This is a genomic window from Saccharothrix hoggarensis, assembly GCF_052936025.1.
The window spans coordinates 4,157,252-4,177,964 of the sequence record NZ_CP193624.1 but is presented as its reverse complement, the minus strand read 5'-3'; the positions used below and the strand labels follow the sequence as shown (position 1 = coordinate 4,177,964).

19 protein-coding genes are annotated in these 20,713 nt (G+C 70.5%); 8 read left to right on the top strand and 11 right to left on the bottom strand.

The annotated features are described in order from the left end of the window. Positions 1-497: 497 nt before the first annotated feature. The 4 genes from ACRAKH_RS19015 (at position 498) to ACRAKH_RS19000 (ending at position 4,640) form a co-directional block, all read left to right on the top strand. The gene (locus tag ACRAKH_RS19015; RefSeq protein ID WP_380718389.1) at positions 498-1,310 is read left to right on the top strand and encodes a DUF2254 family protein; all 813 of its coding nucleotides are present in this window, start codon (positions 498-500) and stop codon (positions 1,308-1,310) included. A gap of 18 nt (positions 1,311-1,328) precedes the next feature. Then, on the top strand, positions 1,329-2,966 hold the full coding sequence (locus ACRAKH_RS19010) for an RHS repeat-associated core domain-containing protein (protein ID WP_380718387.1): 1,638 nt from the start codon (positions 1,329-1,331) through the stop codon (positions 2,964-2,966). Further along, the gene (locus ACRAKH_RS19005; RefSeq protein WP_380718385.1) at positions 2,963-3,271 is read left to right on the top strand and encodes a hypothetical protein; all 309 of its coding nucleotides are present in this window, start codon (positions 2,963-2,965) and stop codon (positions 3,269-3,271) included. The genes ACRAKH_RS19010 and ACRAKH_RS19005 overlap by 4 nt, the downstream gene beginning before the upstream one ends. A 310-nt stretch (positions 3,272-3,581) precedes the next feature. Further along, on the top strand, positions 3,582-4,640 hold the full coding sequence (locus ACRAKH_RS19000) for an IS630 family transposase (protein ID WP_380718382.1): 1,059 nt from the start codon (positions 3,582-3,584) through the stop codon (positions 4,638-4,640). A gap of 7 nt (positions 4,641-4,647) precedes the next feature. Here ACRAKH_RS19000 and ACRAKH_RS18995 read toward each other — a convergent pair whose 3' ends face one another. Genes ACRAKH_RS18995 through ACRAKH_RS18985 form a run of 3 tightly spaced genes read right to left on the bottom strand, consistent with a single transcriptional unit; the run spans position 4,648 to position 5,971 of the window. Next, complete coding sequence (locus ACRAKH_RS18995; RefSeq protein ID WP_380718380.1) at positions 4,648-4,929, bottom strand: hypothetical protein; 282 nt, start codon at positions 4,927-4,929, stop codon at positions 4,648-4,650. Positions 4,930-4,943: 14 nt separating this feature from the next. Further along, positions 4,944-5,363 carry a LacI family DNA-binding transcriptional regulator gene (locus tag ACRAKH_RS18990; protein ID WP_380718378.1) on the bottom strand — a complete coding sequence of 140 codons (420 nt, stop codon included), beginning with the start codon at positions 5,361-5,363 and terminating at the stop codon, positions 4,944-4,946. Beyond that, on the bottom strand, positions 5,360-5,971 hold the full coding sequence (locus tag ACRAKH_RS18985) for a carbohydrate ABC transporter permease (RefSeq protein ID WP_447009152.1): 612 nt from the start codon (positions 5,969-5,971) through the stop codon (positions 5,360-5,362). Before ACRAKH_RS18985 ends, ACRAKH_RS18990 begins: the two co-directional genes overlap by 4 nt. Positions 5,972-6,207: 236 nt before the next feature. On the opposite strand from ACRAKH_RS18985, the gene ACRAKH_RS18980 reads away from it, so the two are divergent. From ACRAKH_RS18980 to ACRAKH_RS18970, 3 genes are read left to right on the top strand one after another with little or no spacing between them, the layout of a single operon-like run. Continuing rightward, positions 6,208-6,444, top strand: coding sequence for a hypothetical protein (locus ACRAKH_RS18980; RefSeq protein ID WP_380718375.1), 237 nt, complete (start codon positions 6,208-6,210; stop codon positions 6,442-6,444). Positions 6,445-6,456: 12 nt separating this feature from the next. Beyond that, entirely contained in the window at positions 6,457-7,296 is an 840-nt protein-coding gene (locus ACRAKH_RS18975; protein ID WP_380718374.1) for an SGNH/GDSL hydrolase family protein, read from the top strand. Positions 7,297-7,321: 25 nt separating this feature from the next. Next, entirely contained in the window at positions 7,322-8,248 is a 927-nt protein-coding gene (locus ACRAKH_RS18970; RefSeq protein ID WP_380718372.1) for an extracellular catalytic domain type 1 short-chain-length polyhydroxyalkanoate depolymerase, read from the top strand. 631 nt (positions 8,249-8,879) lie between these two features. Here ACRAKH_RS18970 and ACRAKH_RS18965 read toward each other — a convergent pair. The 7 genes from ACRAKH_RS18965 to ACRAKH_RS18935 form a co-directional block, all read right to left on the bottom strand. After that, a complete protein-coding gene (locus tag ACRAKH_RS18965) occupies positions 8,880-9,632 on the bottom strand; it encodes a hypothetical protein (RefSeq protein WP_380718370.1) in 753 nt (250 codons plus the stop codon). Between the two features lie 45 nt (positions 9,633-9,677). Next, on the bottom strand, positions 9,678-10,064 hold the full coding sequence (locus tag ACRAKH_RS18960) for an integrase (protein ID WP_380718368.1): 387 nt from the start codon (positions 10,062-10,064) through the stop codon (positions 9,678-9,680). Between the two features lie 185 nt (positions 10,065-10,249). Further along, positions 10,250-11,332, bottom strand: a complete 1,083-nt coding sequence (locus ACRAKH_RS18955) for an alpha-hydroxy acid oxidase (RefSeq protein WP_380718367.1) — start codon at positions 11,330-11,332, stop codon at positions 10,250-10,252. Further along, complete coding sequence (locus ACRAKH_RS18950) at positions 11,325-13,112, bottom strand: ABC transporter ATP-binding protein (protein WP_380718365.1); 1,788 nt, start codon at positions 13,110-13,112, stop codon at positions 11,325-11,327. Before ACRAKH_RS18950 ends, ACRAKH_RS18955 begins: the two co-directional genes overlap by 8 nt. Next, positions 13,109-15,106: an ABC transporter ATP-binding protein gene (locus ACRAKH_RS18945; protein WP_380718364.1), complete on the bottom strand. Its 1,998-nt coding sequence runs from the start codon at positions 15,104-15,106 to the stop codon at positions 13,109-13,111. Before ACRAKH_RS18945 ends, ACRAKH_RS18950 begins: the two co-directional genes overlap by 4 nt. 203 nt (positions 15,107-15,309) lie before the next feature. Beyond that, complete coding sequence (locus tag ACRAKH_RS18940; RefSeq protein ID WP_380718363.1) at positions 15,310-15,807, bottom strand: hypothetical protein; 498 nt, start codon at positions 15,805-15,807, stop codon at positions 15,310-15,312. Positions 15,808-15,900: 93 nt separating this feature from the next. Continuing rightward, a complete protein-coding gene (locus ACRAKH_RS18935; RefSeq protein WP_380718361.1) occupies positions 15,901-17,043 on the bottom strand; it encodes a glycosyltransferase in 1,143 nt (380 codons plus the stop codon). Between the two features lie 469 nt (positions 17,044-17,512). Between ACRAKH_RS18935 and ACRAKH_RS18930 the strand changes: the two genes are divergently transcribed. Beyond that, positions 17,513-18,718: a serine hydrolase domain-containing protein gene (locus ACRAKH_RS18930; RefSeq protein WP_380718443.1), complete on the top strand. Its 1,206-nt coding sequence runs from the start codon at positions 17,513-17,515 to the stop codon at positions 18,716-18,718. Between the two features lie 238 nt (positions 18,719-18,956). Here ACRAKH_RS18930 and ACRAKH_RS18925 read toward each other — a convergent pair whose 3' ends face one another. Next, the gene (locus ACRAKH_RS18925) at positions 18,957-20,711 is read right to left on the bottom strand and encodes a condensation domain-containing protein (protein WP_380718359.1); all 1,755 of its coding nucleotides are present in this window, start codon (positions 20,709-20,711) and stop codon (positions 18,957-18,959) included. Positions 20,712-20,713: the final 2 nt, after the last annotated feature.

The following is a 20,713-nucleotide window of genomic DNA, read 5'->3' as shown; positions in this document are numbered from 1 at the left end:
CGGAAATGGTCCTCCTCCAGCGTGCGGCCTCCCGGCCCGGGGCGTCCGCCGCTTCCTCCCGACTGGAGCGAATCCCTGCGTTCGTGCGGCTTCCAGAGGCATGATCACGTCCTCGTGCCGGTGTCGGCGGTGGGTGACGGGAATTCGACCGCATCGACGAGAGGTGACGGGACGTCCACCCGACGTCTCCTCCACCGTGGCACGGATCACGTGAGACGGCGACTCGGGAGACGGGGCGACACCGCGCGACGAGGCCGGCACCGTTTCCGGTTGACCCATCCGGCGGGTTTTCTCCGGGTAGCCGATTTCGTGCCGTGGACAGGGTCGGCGTCCCGGACCTGTGCGCAGCCCCCTGCCGCACGCGGGATCACTCGATGGGTGAGTGCGCAGTCGAGTTCCCGCGCGATCGAGTGACGTAGGCGTCGCTGATTCGGGTAGCTGACACTGTAGTCAGGAACGGTGCCAGGCAGCGCAGCGCGGAACGGTCGGCGACGCCGTTGTGGCTGTGGCCCGGAATCGGTGGTGTGGCGGGTTTCGCCTGCGCGCTGTTGTCGGTGCCGGTGCGCCTGGGCCAGCCGCACCCGCTCGGCTGGCTCGGGCGGCCCGGTGGCCTGAACTCCGCCACGGCCTTCCTCCAATCGCTCGCCACGTCGGTGATCACCGTGACCGGTTTGACGTTCAGGTTGATCATCGTCGCGCTGCAGCTGGCCTCTCAGCAGTTCTCGCCGCGCCTGCTGCGCGAGTTCATGCGCGACCGGGTGATCAAAGCGGTGCTGGCCGTCCTGGTGAGCGCCTTCGTGTTCGCCATCACGGCACTGCGCCACGTCGGGCACGAGGAGTCGGTTCCCGACCTGACGCTGTTGATCGTGTTCGGCGCGAGCATCGCGGTGCTGATCGCCATCCTGGCCTTCATCACCCACATCCCGTGTGCTACGGGTGGATACGTCTACTACGGCGACACCGAGACGCGCGACAATCCGTGCACACCCGAAGTCGAGTCGATCAACCAGGGTGGTCTGGCCAAGGTCACGCGGCTGCCCACCCCGGCTTCCGGGGCGGCACGCGAGGACGAGCAGGTCTTCGACGCCTCCGGCCGTGTCGTCGCGAAGGGCACCAGCGGCTCGTGGACCTGCACCACCTATGACGGTCGTGATCGGGTGATCTCGGTGAAGTCCCCGTCGACGTCGTCGGCACCTGAGCGCACCGTCACGACGAACTACGCCGTGAACGGTGACCCGCTGATCACGGCGGTGTCGGACCCCAACGGCACCGTCACCACGCGAGTGGACCTGCTCGGCCGGGTGGTGTAGTACACCGACGCGAACGGCGTGCGCACGGAAACCACTTACGACCTGGCAGGGCGGATCACCACTCAGAAGGTGGTCCCGCCCAACGCTGCCGACGAAGCGCAAACCACGACCTACACCCACGACGACGAAGGTCGAGTGCTCACCGTGTCGCTGGGGAACACGGTGCTGGCATCGGCTGCTTACGACTCGGCGGGCGAGCCGGCATCGGTCCGCTACGCGGGCGGAAGCTCTCTGGTCTCGATCGGCAAGGACGCTGCGGGCCGTGTCGTGTCGCAGTCGTGGAAGACGAGTGACGGCGCCCAGGTCGACTCGACCGTGAGCCGCACCAGGGCGGCCACGATCGTCGACGAGTCCCTCGGAGGGGTGGACGCTCGTCCGGGTGGGCCGAACTACGTTTACGACGCGGCGGGCAGGTTGACCGAAGCGTGGGTGGTGGGACACCACTACACCTACGACTTCACCTCGAACGCTCCGTCGGCCTGTCCGGCAGGAACTCAGTCCAACGCTGGGCTGAACACCAACCGCGTGCGCCTGCTCGACGAGACCCCGTCCGGTGTCACCGAAACCGGCTACTGCTACGACGCTGCCGACAGGCTGCTGGGCACCGTGGGCGCCATCGCGGTCAGCGACGTCCGGTACGACGACAACGGCAACACCACGCAGTACACGACTGGTGGCTCCACGACGCACCTGTCGTGGGACGGCGCTGACCGCAACATCGCGGTGCGGGTCACCGGTGCCGATCCGGCGCACGTTTCCTACATCCGTGACGCCACCGACCGCATCGTGCGCAGGCAAGCTACCCAGGGTGACGCCACGACCAGCGTGCAGTACGGCTACACCGGCAGCGGCGACACGGCCGACCTGACCCTCGGCTCGGACAACAGGATGATGTCGCGCAGCATCAGCTTGCCGGGGGGAGCGCTGTACACCTGGAAGCCGGACACCTTCACTCTCGACCATCCGACCGTGCACGGTGACCTCGCGTTGACCACGAGCGCGGACGGCAAGCAAACAGGGGCACTGCGGACCTACACGCCGTTCGGCGAGCCGGTGAAGTTCGACGGCGTCATCGACACGGACGACGTGCCCGACAACATGCCCGGTCAGATGGACAACGGCTGGCTCGGCGAGCACCAGCGGCTGTACGAACACGCCGGCGGGTTGTCCATCGTCCAGATGGGAGCTCACCCGTACAGCCCGCTGCTCGGGCGGTTCCTGTCCGTCGACCCGGTGGAAGGTGGTAGCGCCAACGACTACGAGTACACCGCAGCGGACCCGGTGAACCTCACCGACCTCGACGGCCGGGCCATCTGGGTACCGATCACCCTGGCCTGCGTTCGGTTCTGCGCCGCCGCGGGACGGGCCGTGCAGGCCGCCAGGACCGTGAAGTACAGCGGATCGCTGTTCCGGAAACCCGTGGTTGGCGTCGGGAGCCGGCTCTTCGGCAACAAGACCATCCAGGGTGGACGTATGGGGCTGCTCAACCACAAGAAGTTGCCCGTGCGGGTAGGGTGGAACGTCATCTCGACCAAGCCCCTCGGGTTCAAGGGTGGCCTCGCCGCCTTCCGGATCGTTGCCGGACGCGGCAAGAACGCTTGGCACAGGGATCTGTTCTACGGACGAGTGAGCATCAGGGGAAGATGGTTGGAGTGAGCGAGGCCGATGTGAGTACGTGGCGATCGCGGCGTGAACGCCTCGATGCCGTCATCGACAGTGCGCGCGCTCGAGTCGCCGCAGCGGGAGCAGAGCTTCGTGTGCAGGTGGATCCGAACGAGGAGCCGAGCCCTGCCGTGACGTGGAACTGGCACATCACCTGTACGGCGGAAGGCATCGAGGTCGATGTGATCGCTTCGCAGGACCTGGCACAGTTCGCGATCGAGGACGGCAGCGGTCGGTTCGAGATCGAGACCGATGCGGCGGGGTTCCCCGAAGTGCTGACGCGGCGACTTCTGCAGTAGTCGGTACTCGGCGTGGCGTGCGCGTCAGTTGTGCACACGCACGCCACGCCGAGTTGTCGACGGTCGGGGTCCTTCACCCCGGATGTCGGACACGGAACAGCGGTCGATCGGTGATCCGGCCCTTTCCGTCGAACGCGCGATCTCATCCTTCCGATATCTCGACCGGCCCGGCACGCGCACCTAGTGGCGTGTCACAGAGGGATGACCCGGTAATCGATCGGTTGGGGTGATCGGCGAGGCTGGTCCCGCATGTCGAGTGCGGGAGGTGGTTGTGGCTCGTCGTCCGAGCGTGTTCGTGAGGCCGTTATCGATGGAGGAAGGCCGGAAGATCCAACGGATCACCAGGACCGCGAAGGATCCGGTACGGCTGCGCCGGGCGATCGTGGTGCTGATGTCCGGCCAGGGCCAAGCGGTCCGGGACATCACCTCGTTGATGCAGGTGAGCGAGGACTATGTCCGTGACGTGATCCACGCGTTCAACGAGCGGGGGTTCGCGGCGCTGGACCCAAAATGGAGCGGCGGGCGGAGTCGGACGATCGGTGAGGCGATCCGTGAACGGATCTGCCTGATCGCCCGCACCGCGCCCGCCGACTGGGGCATCACCGCGTTCTCCACCTGGTCGCTGGCGAAGCTGCGCGAGCACCTGCTCGACCGCGGCACCGTGGCCGCGGTCAGCCGGGAGACGCTGCGGCGCATCCTGCGCGACGCCGGCGTGTCCCGCCAGGCCACCACCACCTGGAAGGCCTCCACCGACCCGGACTTCCTCGCGAAGATGCATCGCATCCTCGACCTCTACGACCACCCGCCCGCCGACGGCAGGGTGATCTGCGTCGACGAGTTCGGACCGCTCAACCTGATGCCACGCAAGGGCAAGTCCTGGCGACCCGCCGGGTCACCCCGCCGATTACGGGCCACCTACAACCGCCACCACGGCGTGATGCACATGCTCGCCGCACTCGACCTCACCACCGGGAAGATCCACTACCCGATCCGACGCCGCAAACGCCACCGCGAGTTCCTCGACCTGCTCAAGGCCCTGCGCGCCCGGTGGCCCGGTCAGCGGCTCTACCTAGTCATGGACAACTTCTCCCCACACCGACACCCCGACGTCCGGAACTGGGCCGCCGACAACGACGCCGAACTGGTGTTCCTGCCCACCTACAGCTCCTGGTTGAACCGGATCGAGGCCGAGTTCGCCGCCCTGCGCTACTTCGCCCTCAACGGCACCGACCACCGCACCCACGACGAACAGAACGCCGCCATCGCGGCCTACATCCGCTGGCGCAACGCCCGCGCCCAGCCCAAGACCAGCTTCGCCACCGACTCACCCATCCGCACCTGGACCGATTACCCGGCCAAGGCTGCGTGACAAGCCACTAGCTCCGGCGGCGATCCCGGACGGCCCACGCTCCGGAGACGGCCAGGCCGGCGGCCACCGCCAGCGCGATCACCCAAGCCGGTGCCATTGGGCGGGCCGGGTCGGGGGGTGGGCCGCATTCCTCCGGGGTTGCCCCGATCGGGCACGCCCGGACGCCGATCGGCCCGGCCACCGTCGTGCGGACGGCCGCCGGGCCCGGGCCGGTGGCCAGGATGACGACCAGTGCGATGCCCAGGCACACCACCAGCACCACCGCGGTGCGGATGAGGCTTCGCGACACGGTCCCTCCTCCTGTCACGTCGGTCGCGGACCACCAGCGAGGCCGGCAGTGGCCGGCGGCGATGAACCTGCTGGTGCGCTTGCGTTCCACATCCGTGCCGGCGTCATCAGCAGCGGCGGCACGTCGTGCTCGGCCAGCTCCTGCGTGCAGCCCTGGAGCAGGATGCTGAAGTTGGGGTCCACGAACAGCCGACGCTGGGGTTCGGTGAGCACGAACGCCATCGACTGCGCCCGCTGTGTCACCAGGCTGCGCGCCGCCGGGTTGGCGACGTACCCGGTGGTGCGCACCGCTTTCCGCACGGCCTCCAGCGCGGCCGGGCTGACGTTGCGGCCGCCGTTGAGGGCACGGGACACCGTGCCCCTGGACACGCCGGCGAGGGCCGCCACATCGTGGATGGTCGGCCGGCGCCGTTCTCTGCCGCGTTCGGTGCTCATGTGGCCCTCATGCTTTCACAGCGCCGGACAGCAGGTCGATCGGCCAGTACCGCTGGAGCAGCAGGAACAGGGCGATCAGGGGCAGCACGGACACCAGCGAGCCGGTCACCACGAGCGTGTAGAGCGCGGGCACCGTGTTGCCCTGGTTGAGCAGCGTGTAGAGGCCGAGGTGACGGGGCTTTCCGTTCGTCGCCGAACATGATGAACGGCAGCAGGAAGTTGTTCCAGATCGACCCGAACCGGAACAGGAACACCGTCACCAGTCCGGGAAGCATCATCGGCAGCGCGATCGAGCCGAGGATGCGCGCCTCGCCCGCGCCGTCGGTGCGGGCCGCCTCCACGACGTCGTCGGGCACCGACGCGGCGGCGTAGATGCGGGCCAGGTAGATGCCGTACGGGCTGAGGATGCTCGGGATGAGCACGGACAGGTACCCGTCGGTCAGGCCGACCTCGGCCAGCAGCAGGTACTGCGGCACCTCCAGCATCACCGCGGGCACCAGGACACCGGCGATCAACGAGTTGAACACCAGCGCCCGCCCCGGGAACTCGAACTTGGCCAGCGCGTACCCCGTGACGCCGGACAGCGCCGCCGACAGCAGCGCGCCCACGCCCGCGTAGAGCGCGGAGTTCGCCATCCGCCGCCGGAACAAGGCCACACCACACGAGACGCACGCATCCGCCATAGGGGTGAATCATCGAAAGGTTTCGTTGACGAACCCGGCTCCCGGCCAGCACCGTGCCCAAGGCGTCGGGGGACCGCTCCAGGCGGAGTGGCCGTCGGCAAGCACAAGATCAGGGAGACTCGACGAAGCGCCCCATCGCGATCCTCGCCGCCGCAGCGGCGGTGGTCGGCTTCGTCGCGGCACCGACGGCGTCCGCCGCGGCCGACTGCGCCCCCGGGCGGTCGCCCGCCGTCGCCTGCGGTGCCGGCGTCGGGCACAAGGTCCACACCGCGGGCCGGGTCGTGCGCGACGGCGCCTCCCTGCGCTTCAGCTGGCCCGGCGTCTACTTCGAGGGCCGCTTCCGCGGCACCGGGATCGGCATCGTGCTCACCGACCCCGCCGCCGACTACGAGATTTAGGTCGACGGCGCGGTGGCCGCGACGCTGGTGATGCCGGCCGCCGGCACGCACTGGGTGCACGGCCTGACCAGAGGCGAGCACACCGTCCGGCTGGTCAAGCGCAGCGAGAGCCCGTGGGCCACCAGCACGTTCGGCGGCTTCGTCGCGGCACGCGGCGGTGTGGTGCTCAACGCGCCCGCAGCCCGCCAGCGGCAGGTCGAGTTCATCGGCGACTCCTACACCGCCGGCTACGGCAACATGTCCGCCGGCCGTGACTGCACCGGGGACGAGGTCGGCCGCACCACGAACGTCGACCGGGCGTTCGGCGCGCTGACCGCCCGCCGGCTGGGCGCGGACTACCAGGTCAACGCCTTCTCCGGGCGCGGCATGGTGCGCAACTACAACGGCATCGAACCCGGCACCGACTACCGCACCTACTACGACCGCGCCCTCCTCGCCGTCAGCGGCGACGTGTGGCGCAAGCCGGCGGGCTGGCGGCCGCAGTTGGTCGTCGTCGGCCTGGGCATCAACGACTTCTCCACCGCGCTCAACCCCGGCGAGCCGTGGACGCCCGAGAGCCTGGTCGCCGCCTACAAGACCGCGTACCACGGCTTCCTCGACGAGCTCCGCGCCCGCTACGGCAGCGACACGGTCATCGTCGTCAGCGCCACGCACATGTCGAACACCACCGCGTTCGCCGACGCCACCCGGCAGGTCGTGGCCGAGCGCGGCGACGACCGCGTCCGCCACTGGTACTACGACAACACCGGCCTGGACTACCTCGGCTGCCACTGGCACCCGTCCGCCCACGACCACCAGGTCATCTCCGAGCGGCTCGACGCGTTCGTCGCCACCCTCCCGCTGCGCTGGTAGCCGTTCCCCCGATTGGAGATCGTCAGTGCGAGCACTGCTTAAGATCGTCAGCGTCGTGGTCGCCGCGGTCGCGATGGCGGCGGGACTGTCCGTCCCGCAGGCGTCGGCCGCCGCGTTGACCGAGGTGACCCGCTTCGGCCCGAACCCCAGCGGCCTGCGGATGCACCTGTACGTGCCGGGCCGGCTCCGGGCCAGGCCCCCGGTGCTGCTCGCGGTGCACTGGTGCACCGGGTCGGGGCCGGACATGCACGCGGGCACCGACTTCACGCAGTTGGCCGACAAGCACGGGTTCATCGTGATCTACCCGTCGGCGGTCCGCGAGAGCCACTGCTTCGACGTCTCGTCGCCGCAGGCGCTCAAGCGCAACGGGGGCAGCGACCCGGTGGGGTTGGCGTCGATGGTGCGGCACACCGTGCGGCGCTACCACGCCGACGCGTCGCGGGTGTTCGTCACCGGTATCTCGTCGGGCGCGATGACGACCAACGTCATGCTGGCGAACTACCCGGACATGTTCGCGGCCGGGGCGGCGTTCGCGGGCGTGCCCGCCGGCTGCTTCGCCACCACCGACGGCTCCGGCTGGAACAACGAGTGCTCCAGCGGCCGGATCCTGAAGACGCCGCGCGAGTGGGGCGACATCGCCCGCGCCGCGTACCCCGGCTACACCGGCCCCCGGCCGCGGGTGCAGTTGTGGCACGGCACCGAGGACGTGGGTCTGCACTACGCGAACTTCGGCGAGGAGATCGACCAGTGGACCGACGTCCACGGCCTGTCGACCACCCCCACGTCGACCGACCACCCGCGCCCCACCTGGACCCGCACCCGTTACGGCTCCGCGGTGGAGGCGATCTCCCTGCAAGGCGTGCCGCACAACCTGTGGACCTCGGGCATGGCCGCGGAAGCCATCCGCTTCTTCGGCCTGGACAAGCCGTGCCGGACTGCGTCCGTCGAATGATCCCGCTTCACAGCTCGGCGATGGTGATGGCCGTGAACCCGTTGTCCACCCGGGACAGCCGTTCGTGCAGGGCGTCGGAGTAGAGCCAGTCGCGGATCGGCGCGGCGGGCGACGCGGGCGAGCTGGTCGCCGACGACCGAGATGACGTGGGATCTCCGCGACCAACTGGGGGCTCAACCCGTGCCGCTTTGAGTCGGCTTTATCCGGCTTGGACACCCGGTCCATCACGTTCTGCCGCACACCGATCAGCTCATGGTTGACCGCGTACCGGAACACCGCGCCCAACGCGTAGTAGGCGTGCAAGGCGGCGCCGTTGCCGCCGTTGCTCGACCGCCGCACCACCGCCGTCTCGCGCACGTGCTCCAGAAACCGGGTGACCTCCCCGTCGTCGGGTTCGGTCAACCTCCGGGTGCCCCAGGCGGCGAGCACCTTGTCCCAGTAGGGGCCGTAGATGCGCCGCGACGGCGCGGGCATCGCCTCCACGACCTTCGGCACCAGCTCGGCGAAGGTGGGCACCTCCCGCGCGGGCGCGCCGTCGACCAGATCGGTCGGGGTGAGGTTCATCCGCGCCAGCAGATGCAGCGCCACCGCCACATCACCCGGATCGGCACGCCCGGCAGTCACCGCCTGCTCAGTCATCGTCACCACCTCCCGCCGCGCAGACACCGCCGCGCCCAGGCCGGGCACGGTCGGACACCGACTGCGCGACCGGGGACGACTCCGACGACGCGGCAGCGGCCGAAGAGGCAGCCGCCGAGGAGGCCACGGGCGGGCGCTCACCCGGCCGACGTGCGTCGGCCACGACCCGCCGCACGTCGGGCAGCGCCCGGTCCAGCTTCTCCAGCCCGTGCACGACCAGCGCCGACAACGACGGCACCGCCACCAGCAGCACCTGCTCGCGCTTGCCGAACCCGCACCACCGCCGCAGCCCGGCCGGAACGGCGATCTTGACCCGGCCGGTCAGCACGTGCCCGCCGCGCCGGTCGTGGCGCACCACCAGCGCCCCGCCGTCGTGCACCGCGATGTCCACTTGAGTGCCCGCGCTCCACCCGAGCACCGCGAACAGCGTCCGGTCGGAGATCCGGCCCTTGTCGTCGAACACAGCCACGGCGTAGCGCCGCAGATGCCGGGTGCGCACCACCGGAAGACCACCCGGATCGGGGGCCGGCGTGCGCCGCAGGTCCAATTCTCGCGGGGGCAGGAAACGGTCGTCGCCGAATTCGCCGGTATCGAAGAACACGTAGACCCGCTTGAGCGTCAGGGCGCAGTCGACGTGGAAGAAGTCGCAGGCCAGCAGGTTCGCGGCCTGCGCGCGCAGGAACCGCCGCCACGAAGTGTCGCTGTCGCGCTCGGGTGCGGGCGGTATGCGTAGGCGCTTGAGCACGCGGCGCACGGTTGAGGCAGCTACCCGGTGGCCGAGCTCGAGCAGCTAGACCTGGATCCGGCGGTAGCCCCAGCTGGCGTTCTCCCGCGCCATCCGTTCGATCAACGCCACGACCGTGTCGTCGATCGGTGGTCGGCCGGTGCGGTTCGGGTAGGTCCACTTCTGTGCGACCAGGCGTCGGTGCCACCGCAGGACGGTGCCCGGCGTCACCAACCGGTGGAGTCGTAACCAGCCGGGTAGGCGTCGCACCAACGCGGCGAGCAACGCACGATCGGCCCAATCCAGTCGCGGACGAGGGTTGGCCCGACGCAGCACGGCGATCTCGTGCCGCAGCACCAGCAGCTCCACGTCTTTGGTCGCCGACGACCGGCCGAGCAGAACCAGCCAGCCAACGACCCGGACGAAGATCAGGTACAGCAGTCGTAACGCCACGCTCCATAATCGTGCCCCTACCGCCCATGATGCGCGATCGCTGCAGCTCGGCGCCCGAGGGCGGAGTTCTGGAACCCCACAGGGTCCTGCTGCTGTGCGTGGCGGCCACCTGGAGCGGTGCGCTGCGCGGTCTTGACCAGTCCCCGGAGGGCGGTGGGCGACCCGCCTGACGGGTTCACGGCCGGCTATGTCGTGGCACCCGGACTCTCGGCGACGGTCAGCCGGCGTGCCGACGCGACGTCCGGGCAGCCCGCCAGGCGCAAGGCCGTCTCGAACTCGAGCCGCAGCACGTCCAGCACCGCTGCCACACCCCGCTCACCGCCCGCCGCGAGCCCCCACAGCACAGGCCTGCCGACCAAGACCGCGGTCGCGCCGAGCGCCAACGCCCGCAGGACGTCCACCCCGCTGCGGACACCGCTGTCCAGCAGTACCGGGCACCGCCCGCGCACCGCGGCGACGACCTGCGGCAGCGCGACCGCGCTCGGCACAGCACCGTCCAGCTGCCGCCCACCGTGGTTGGACACCACGACACCCTGCACCCCGAGGTCGACGGCGCGGGCCGCGTCACCGGCGTCGAGCACCCCCTTGAGCACCAGCGGCAGGTTCGTGTGCGCCCGGATCCACTCCAGGTCACGCCAGCTCAACGACGGGTCGAACACCGCGCTGGTGTGCAGGGCGATCACCGAGTCACCGGGCACCCGTTCGCCGACCTCGCCGTCGGTGTTCACCGGCTTGACCCACGACGGCAGCGCGAACCCGTTGCGCAGGTCCCGCAGCCGCCGCCCGAGCACCGGCACGTCGACTGTCAGCACCACCGCACGGCACCCCGCCTCCTCGGCACGGCGCAGCAGCTTCACCACCACCTCGCGGTCGCGCAGCCAGTACAGCTGGAACCACGTCGTGCCGCCCGCCGCGGCCACGTCCTCGATCGGGTCGGAGCTGAGCGTGCTCACCACGTACGGCACACCTGCCGCCGCCGCGGCAGCCGCGACCGCGCGCTCGCCACCGTCGTGGATCAGCCGCTGGTAGGCCATCGGAGCCACGGCCAGCGGCAGGGAGGACGTGACGCCGAACAGCTCGCAGCCCGTGTCACAGGCCGAGACGTCCACCAGCGCCCGCGGCACGACCGCGACCCGGTCCAACGCGGCCCGGTTCGCGGCGAGCGTGACCTCCTCGCCGCTGCCGCCCGCGATGTAGTCCCACACGTCCGGCGCGGACCGCTCGGCGGCCAACCGCTCGACGTCGGCCGTCGACCACACCTCACGCATAAGCTGCCGCCTGCATCGAGTACAGCTCGGCGTACAGGCCGTTCGCGGCCATGAGCTGGTCGTGCGAACCCTGTTCCCGCACGCGTCCGTCGGCCACCACCACGATCAGGTCGGCCATGCGCACGGTGGAGAACCGGTGCGAGACCAGCAACGTGATGGCACCGGTCCGCTGGCCGACCTCGCGCGCACCGGCCGCGTACCGCTCGAACAACCGGTGCTCGGCCTGCGCGTCGAGCGCCGCGGTCGGTTCGTCGAGGACCAGCAGCAACGGGTCGCGACGCATCATCGCCCGGCCGAGCGCGAGCTTCTGCCACTGCCCGCCGGACAGCTCCACGCCGTCGGCGTAGGTCTTGCCGAGCTGGGTCTCGACACCGTCCTCGAGGCGGTCCAGGACGTCCTCGGCGCGTGCGCGGCGCAGGGCGTCGTGCACGGCGTCGGCCGACTCGATCTCGGCCAGCTCGCCGACACCGACGTTCTCGCGGGCGAGCAGCTCGAACCGGGCGAAGTCCTGGAACCCGGTGGCGATGCGGGCACGCCACCCGTCCACGGGAAAGCGGGTGAAGTCCGTGCCGTCCAACGAGATCGTGCCCGTGGTGACCGGGTAGAACCGGCACAGCAGCTTGATCAGGGTGGTCTTCCCGGCGCCGTTCTCACCGACGAACGCGACCGTGCCGCCGGCGGGCAGGGTGAGGTCGACGTCGGCGATGACCGGCCGGTCGGTGCCCGGGTAGGTGAACGACACACCACGCAGCTCGATGCCCTCGCGGATGCGTCGGGGCACGTCCCGGTCGGGCGGGGGAGGTGCCTGGCTCGCGACCAGCGCGCGGACCCAGCGCACGTTGCCCATGACCCGCCCGGTGCGCTGCATCTCCTGCAACGTGGCGACGGACGAGGTCACCTGCTGGTTCACCTGGGACGCCAAGGTCAGCACGAGCAGGACGTCGCCCACGCCGCGGCGACCGGCCACCGCGTCCCGCAGCACCAGCAGCGTGCCCAGCACGTAGGCCACCGCGAAGAACAGCTCGCCGCCGGTGCGCAGCACCACGGCCCGGCGCTCACCGCGCCACAGCTGTGCCGACGCCTCGTCCCAGGCCCGGCGCTGGCGCTGGCGCAGCTCCGACTGCAGCCCGCTGACGCGCAGCTCCTTGGCCGAGGCCGCGTTCGCGACGAGTTCGAACAGGTGCTTGGCGTGCCGGGACGGCGGTGCCGAACGCTCGCGTGCGGCGTTGACGATCGACTCCGCCCGCCGCCCGAGCAGCAGCGGCGGCACGGCGGCCAGCGGCAGCAGCAACAGCAGCGGGTTGAGCCGTGCCAGCAGGATCGCGGTGATCGAGATCGCCACCAGCAGGCCGAGGCTGTTCAGCAGGCCCTCCATCGAGCCCCACCCGGCCCGGTGCAGTTCCTGGCGCAGCAGCTGGATCTTGTCGGCGTACTCGGGCCGCTCGTGGTGCTCCAACCCGGCCGAGCCGTTGGTCATCTCGATCAGCTCGCGCTCCAGGCGCGGCACGGCGCGGTCGCCCAGCTCGAAGTAGAAGATGTGGGCGAAGTGCCCGGCGGTGAGCGCGGCGATCACCGCGACCACGACCAGCACCGCCGCCACGGTCGCACCCCGGACGTCGCCGGCCAGCGCCGAGTCGGTGAGCGCGGCCAGGGCGGGCGCGGCCAGCGGCATCGCCGACGCCTGGGCGATCATGAGCACGACGGCGAGCACCAACCGGTACCGGCTCTCCTGCCAGGCGATGAGGAACAACTCCCAGCCACCGCGGACGACCTCGATCACCGGCTGACCCCCTCCACCACGGCGTCCGCCGCCGCGCCGTCGACCGCCGGGTACCCGGTGGCCGTGTCACCGTCCGGCACGTCGTCGGCTTCCGAGTCGTTCAGGCCGTGCGCGAACCGCTTCGCCTGCAAGGTGAACAGGCGCGCGTAGTGGCCGCCCGCCGCGATCAGCTCGTCGTGCGTGCCGCGCTCGACCACGTGCCCGCCGTCCACCACCACGATGTGGTCGGCCCGCCGGACGCTGGAGAACCGGTGCGAGATCAGCAGCGAGGTCACCCCGCGCGTCAGCTCCACGAACCGGTCGAAGAACGCCACCTCGGCGCGGACGTCCAGCGCCGAGGTGGGCTCGTCCAGCACCAGGACCGCGGCACCCGCATCCAAGGCGTAGAGCGCACGGGCGATGGCGATCCGCTGCCACTGCCCGCCGGACAGGTCCGTCCCGCCCGGGTAGGCCCGCGAGAGCGGCGTGTCCAGGCCGTCGGGCAGGGCGAGCAGTGCTTCGGCGATCCCGGCGCGTTCGGCGGCGCGCAGCACCACCGCGCGGTCGACCGGGACGTGCGCCGCGCCCAGCGCGATGTTCTCCGCCGCGGTCAGCTCGTAGCGCACGAAGTCCTGGAAGATCACGCCGATCTGACGCCGCCAGAGCACCGGGTCGAACTCCGCGATGTCCACGCCGTCCGCGCGCACCGCACCCGATGTCGGCTCGTACAGCCGCGCGAGCAGCTTCACCAGCGTGGTCTTGCCCGCGCCGTTGACGCCAACCACGGCCGTGCACCGACCGGCGGGCAGGTCCAGCTCGATGCCGTCGATCACGGTGCGGTCCGAACCGGGGTAGTGGAAGCCGACGCGGTCGAACTTGAGCGACGCGGCCGGCGTGCCCGGCGGCACCTGCGCCCGACCCGGCGGGGGCTGACCGTCGTCCAACTCGTCCAGCCGGTCGCGCAACCGTTGCAGGGCCGTCAGCGACAGCATCGCGAACTGGGTGCTGGTGTCCGCCTCGGCGTAGTAGCCGCCCAGCGAGATCGCCAGCACCACCGCCTGCACCCCGAGCGCCAACGCGGTCAGGCCCACCCGCCCGGTCGCGGCGAGCTGGGCGGCGTACACCATCGCGCCACCCGCCGCCAACAGGCCCAGCGCCGTCAGCAGCAGGTACGGGGTCAGGTAGACGCGGCGGCGCGCACGTTCGAAGGTGTTGCGCACGGTCTCCCACACGGCCGCGTAGCGATCCGCGAGCCAGCCGGTGAGGCCGAACACCCGGATCTCCTTCGCCGCCACGTCGGTCATCGTGAGCTCGTGCAGGTAACCGATCTCGCGCATCCTGCCGATGAGGTCGCGCCCCACCCGCGAGTACTTGCGCAGCCCGCCGCGCTGGCCGTAGCGGAACGCCAGCACCGCCGCACCGACCCCGAGCCCCGCGGGCCAGCCGATCGTCAGCCCGATGGCCACCACCAGCGCCACCAGCCGGGTGTAGCGGGCGATCAGCGCCACCAGGCCGAAACACGCCTGCCCCGGTGTGCCCCAGTCGCGCTCGAAAGCGCGCACGGCCTCGTTCAGCTCGTCCAGCGTGCGCTGGTCCTCCAACGGTCCGGTGCCGACCGGCCGCAGCATCAACGCCATCGCGTCGTCCCGCAGCGCGCTGTCCACCCGTCGCCGCAACTGCTGGCCCAGGGCGTTGCCCACGGGGGTGAGGATCTGGGTGAGCAGGAACGCGCCGGCGGCGAGCAGGAAGATCGAGGTCAGCCGGTCCCAGGCCGCGCTGCCGACCCCGCCGCCGACCGCGGCGGGCACCTCGCCGAGCATCACGCTCGTCGCGACCACGAAGGCCACCGGCAACAGGCCCAACACGAAGTGGAGCACGGCCAGGAACACGACCAGCCCCACACCACCGGACGGCAACAGCCTCGCGATCCGCAACCGCGGCCGCACCGCCTCGTCCACCCAGTTCGCCCACGTGACGCGCAACCCGGCCGTCGCGGGAGGTGTTCCGGTCGTCATGGCGCTCCCGCGGATCCTCTGGTGGTGCGGTTCGTCGACCAACCGCTCGTCGAATCGGCCGCAGGTGCATTGCCGCGTTTCTTCACGTCGTACGGGCACCGATCCTCAACCGGCTGCCAGGAGTCCCCAGGGCATACAAGCACAGGGGTGCGAGCACCTCCAAGGAAGTGATTTCGTTGATCCGCACGGTCTTCTCGCGCACCTCACCGGACGTTGCTCCGGTCGGTCCAGCGGCTCGTTGACGACGGTGATCCGGATGGCGTCTCGTGTGTCCGGTGGAAGTCGCGCGGTGATGGGGAACTTCTGGCCGGCAAGGACGATGTCCCGGGCGGGGAGTTGAACGAGGGCTGTCGTCGGTGCGCGCCGCCGGATGTGCCGTCGCCGTAGTCGTTGTCACCGGCGACGGTGTCCAACGGTTCGGCTCTGCCTGCGTTGATGCGGATGGTGCCGGCGGTGGGTTGACGGGCGCCGATGATGGCGTGGGCCATGGTCAGGCCGGCGCGGCGGGCGGTTCCGGCGTGGGTGAGGTCGTGGTGGGCGTGGACCACCGCGGCGCGCGAGGCGGACCTACTCCCACGTGCACTCCTTACCTGGCGCTGCGAGGAGCTGATCGCCACCGGGCAGCTGCTGGAGACGACCAGCATCGACAACGTCGCACTCGTCGGCGGATCGCCGAGCTCGATGCCGAGATGGCCGTCCAACGGCGTGCTACCGAGTTGCCCGAGGAGGCCGGGGACCCCAACGTGGTCCGAGGCCACCGAAAGTGCGCCCGAGCCACTCGTTCCACAGTCCCGTCAGGCGTAGTCGGGCAGCGTGCGGGCCACGTCGTGCGGTGACGGCATGGTGGCCACTTCGGCGGCGACGGCCCGGGTCGCGCCGAGCACGGCGTCGTCGGTGAGCAGTCGTTTCGCCTTGGCCGTGAACACCTCGGCGGTCACGTCCGCGCCGAGCACGCGGTCGCCGAGCCCGGCCTCGGTCACCATGTCGGCGTTGTTGAACTGGTCCGCCGCCTGCGGTATGACCAGTTGCGGCACGCCCGCGCCCAGCGTGCCCATGGTCGTGCCGGCCCCGCCATGGTGCACCACGAGGTCGACGTGCGGCAGCAGGTCGGCCTGCGGGACCCACGGGAGCACCACGACGTTGTCCGGCAGTTCGCCGAGCGCGTCCGGTTCCACCGTCGGTCCGGTCGCCACGAGCACCTTCACGTCCAACGCGGCGAGACCCTCCACAGCGGTGCGCAGCACCTCCACGACGCCGAAGGCCGTGCCCAGCGTCAGGTACACCAGGGTTTCGCGGTGCTCGAGCACCCACGAAGGCAGCTCGCCGGGCTCGGCGAACGGCACCGGCCGCAGTGGGGTTCGGTGCACCGACGAGGTCAGGAACGCCGGGTTCTGCAACGACGGTGGGCAGATGTCGAGGTACGGGTGGCCGAGCACCAGGGGATCGCTCCGCGGGACCTCGACGCCCAACTCCGCACCGAGGTCGGTGAGGTGGGCGAGCGCGGCCTCGGCGAAGTCGGGCTCCTGCCACATCCGGCCGAACGAGTGGCACAGCGCGGGTACGCCCGCGACGTCGGCGGCGAGGCCCGCGCCCGGGTTGCCGAACTCGTGCACGACCAGGTTCGGCTTGCGGTCGGCGATGACCGGCGCGAGTTCGGTGGCGAAGCGGCGCGGCATCACCGAGGCGAAGGTGTACGCGACCCGCTCGGTGACGTCCTCCGGCCTCCTCGGCCGGGCGTCACTGGTCGCGATGGCGAACGCCTCAGGCACTTCGATGCCGCCGACGATGTGCTCGATGCCGCGCGCGGTGAGGGTGTTCGCGAACGCGGCGCCGGTGAAGTAGCCGACATCGTGGCCCAGCTCCCTCGCGGCGATCGCGAGCGGCAACAGGGGGTAGGTGTGCCCGTAGTGGCCGAGGCTGGAGAAGAGGATCCGCACGGTACGAGGGTAACCTGGCGATGTCCGGCAGCGGGTGAACCTGTCCGTGACCGGGACCTTCCCGCATACGGCCGTGAACCTGCGATCCGACGCCGTCAGTCCCACACTGATCACGCAGCCCTTGGTCGAAGATCCTTCTGTCGCACGAAGATCTCCAACCAAGGGCTGTACCTATAATCAACCAGGGTGCCGAACGATCCCCGATCCTCGGGTCCGGCGAACCCGAGCAGGGTGTCGTCGGCATAGCGGACGTACGGCAACCGCCGGAAGCCCGTCTGCCGATGATTCCGGATCGAGCGGATGCCCGACCACGTGCACCGAACCTGGCATGTCGACGAACATCCGCACATGCCGAAGGGCGTGCAGCCGAACGTGCCGCCAAGCCGTAGTGGCTGGACGAAGTCTTCTCCCGGCCTGGTCGCGTAAGGGCTACGGTCGTTGCGCGACCAGGCGAGCGCGGACGGATGGGATGAGGTGCGGGGGAATGGTCACCGGTGGCTTCTCGTCGAGAGGGCTGGCTCGGGTGCGAGAGCTGCTGGAGCGCCAAGTCGCGTCCGGCTTCGTGCCCGGTGCGGTGGCGGTTCTCGGCCGCCACGGCGAGGTGCACGTCGAAGCGGCGGGCACCATCGCCTTCGAGGGCGAGGGCGCGGGGACGCCGATGGCGGCCGACACGATCTGCCGCACGGCCTCGATGACCAAGCCGATGGTCGCCGCGTGCGCGATGACACTCGTGGACGACGGCACCCTGCGCCTGGATGAGCCGGTTGACGACCTGCTCCCGGAGCTGGCGGACATGACCGTGCTCGCCGATTTCCACGGGCCGCTGGACGACACCGTCGCGGCGCAACGCCCGATCACGCTGTGGGATCTGCTGTCGTTCACCTGCGGCATCGGCATGATCCCGACCAGACCGGGAAGGGTACCGATCGTCGACGCGCTGAACGCACTCGACTACACGTCGCCGGACGAGTGGATGCGAGGGCTGGGCGCGCTTCCGCTCGCCTACCAACCGGGTGAGCGCTGGATGTACGACACCGCCTCCAACGTGATCGGCGTGCTCATCGCCAGGGCCACCGGCATGTCCTTCGGAGACGCCCTCCGCGAGCGGATCTGCGATCCGCTCGGGATGAAGGACACCGCCTTCAGCGTGCGCGGCGAGGACATCGGCCGGTTCGCGACGGCGTACCAACGTGCCAGTGCGGTCACCGGCGGGCAGGTCGTGGACGACGGCCCCGACGGGCAGTGGAGCCGGCCGCCGACGTTCGAATCAGGTGCCGCCGGACTGGTCTCGACCGCCCAGGACTACTTCGCCTTCGCTTCGGCTCTGTTGGCCGGCGGCTCCCACGGCGGCAGGAGGGTGCTCTCCCGACCGTCGGTCACGCTGATGACCACCGACCAGCTCACCTCGGAGCAGCGGGCCGGCTCCGGGTTCCACCCGGGGTTCTTCGACGAGATGGGTTGGGGTCTCGGGATGTCGGTCCGGTCCCACCGCAGCCCGTTCGGCCAGTCGGTCGGCAGCTACGGGTGGTGCGGCTTCTACGGCACCGCCTGGTACAACGATCCTGAGCGAGACATGACGGCGATCTTCTTCATGCAGCGAGCGCACACTGGTGACCAGAGGTTGCCGATGTGGCACGACCTCTGGACCGCTGTCTACCAGGCTATCGAGAACTGACTGAGGGGGTACTGCCTCACCTGGTGTCGGTACTCGGTGGCGGCCACAGCCCGGTGGCAACCCGCGCCGCACGAGGCCGAACCGCCGTAGTCCAGGATCTTCGGCGGGCCGTACGGCCCGCCGAACTCGCCGCTCGACCACCCGAACGGCCCGCAGGCCCAGTCCGAAGCGGCAGAACTGCCAAGCGGATCGCTCCACGTCGCGCATGACGCCATTGCCGTGCTGGGCTTCGGAGTGGTCAACGCCCGGTGCCGGTGGTGAGGGGTGGTGGCCACGCGGCGGGGTCCGACGCGTCGGCCGGGGCGGTGGGGCACAGGACGTAGTGGCGTGGGGCGATTGCGTTGAGACGGCCGGGTAGTGCGGCCAGGCAACGGGCATGGGCCTGTTCGGGTGTCCGCACGGCGTCGGTCGCGGTCAGGTAGGCGACCAGGTCGCGGCCGTCGACCGAGCCGAAGACGCGGGCCGTCGAAGGGGCCAGGGCTTCGTCCAGCAGTTGTTGCACCTCGGCGAGGTCGACCCAGCACGAGTCGACCAGCACCCAGTTCGAGGTGCGGGTGACGGGGTCCAGGCCGATGACCTCGCGGGTGCGCGAGGCGTCGAGGTCACCCACGGCCGCACCGACCAGCAGGCGCTCGACGGCCAGCAACAACGACTCTACCTCGGCCCGGGGCACCAGTCCGGTGTCCGCGCACCACAGGTCGAGCAGGACCCGGCTGTCCACCTCGTGCAGGTTCAACCGCACCGGCGTCGCGTCGTAGGGCAACGGACGCCACCGCAGCGCCGTCCGCCGCAGCGCGGCGGTGATCTCATCCGGCCGGTGCCGGAGGCCCGCAGTGACCCCGGACCACGACTCGGGCACGAGGCTGTTGAACAACGGGTCGTAAAGGAAGTGCACACCCCGCTCGTATTGGATCCGCTCGTCCGACGCGCCGCGCTCGACGCCGTCGTACCTGGCGTGCCTGCTCGCCTCCAGCACCGCGGTCCACGTGTGCTTGACCAGTGCGTCGAAGCTCCGGTCGCCGACCTCGACGGCGACGAGGTTGCCCTGCGCCAGGGGACCGACGAAGTCGACCAGGTGGCGGTCGAAGCGGTTGCTCGACAGCGACGGGAACACCAGCTCCCGGTAGCCGGTGCGCCGTGCCAGCACCGCGCACGTCGCGGCGAGCACGACGGAGGACCGGCTGGACCGGGTGCGTGCCGCCACCTGTCGCACCGCCATCGCGGCGGCCGGCGACGACAGCTCCGCCGCCAGCGACTCGCCGGACCGCGTGGCCCCCGGCAGCGCGAGCAGGCAGCGGGGTTGCCGCCGCGCCAGCTCCCGCACGTAGTCGTTCGCCGCACGGGTCCGACGCCGCTCGGCGGGTGTCGCCTCCAGCTCGGCCTGGTCCAGCGGCTGGTGCCGGGGCTCGCCCACCTGCCGGAGGTCCGGGTGCGCGAGCATCTCGGTGAACTCGCGCTTGAGCACCTCGATGGCGCCGAAGTCGACGGCCAGGTGAGAGAACCCCGCGACGCAGGCGATGACCGTGCCCTGCTCGTCGGTGGCCACCGCCATCCGCAGCGTGGTGGCCGCAGTGTCGTGCCGTTCCCCCAACCACACGAGCAGCCTCCCGGCCACCGCCGAGCGGTCGCGAGGCCCCCACGGACCCCCGTCGAGGGCGCACACGTGGAGCGTGAACGTGCTCGTCGCCGCGACCACCTGACGGGGGTGCTCGCCCCGGACGTAGGTGGTCCGCAGGGATTCGTGCCTGGCCACCAGCACGGCGGCCGTCTCGACCACGTCGTCCACGGACCTGCCGTCGAGCACGGGCAGTTCGACGCGCAGGACCGCGTTGGGGTGGTCGGCGTCGCGCCCCAACCACTGCAGGGTGTTGAGCTGGCCGAGGGTGACGGGTCCCTCGCCCGCGCGCGATCCTTCGGAGCTGACCTGGATGGCGTCGACGGGCGTGAGCCGCACGCGCCGCCTGCGCTGACCGGTGTCGATCGAGGTGCTCATCC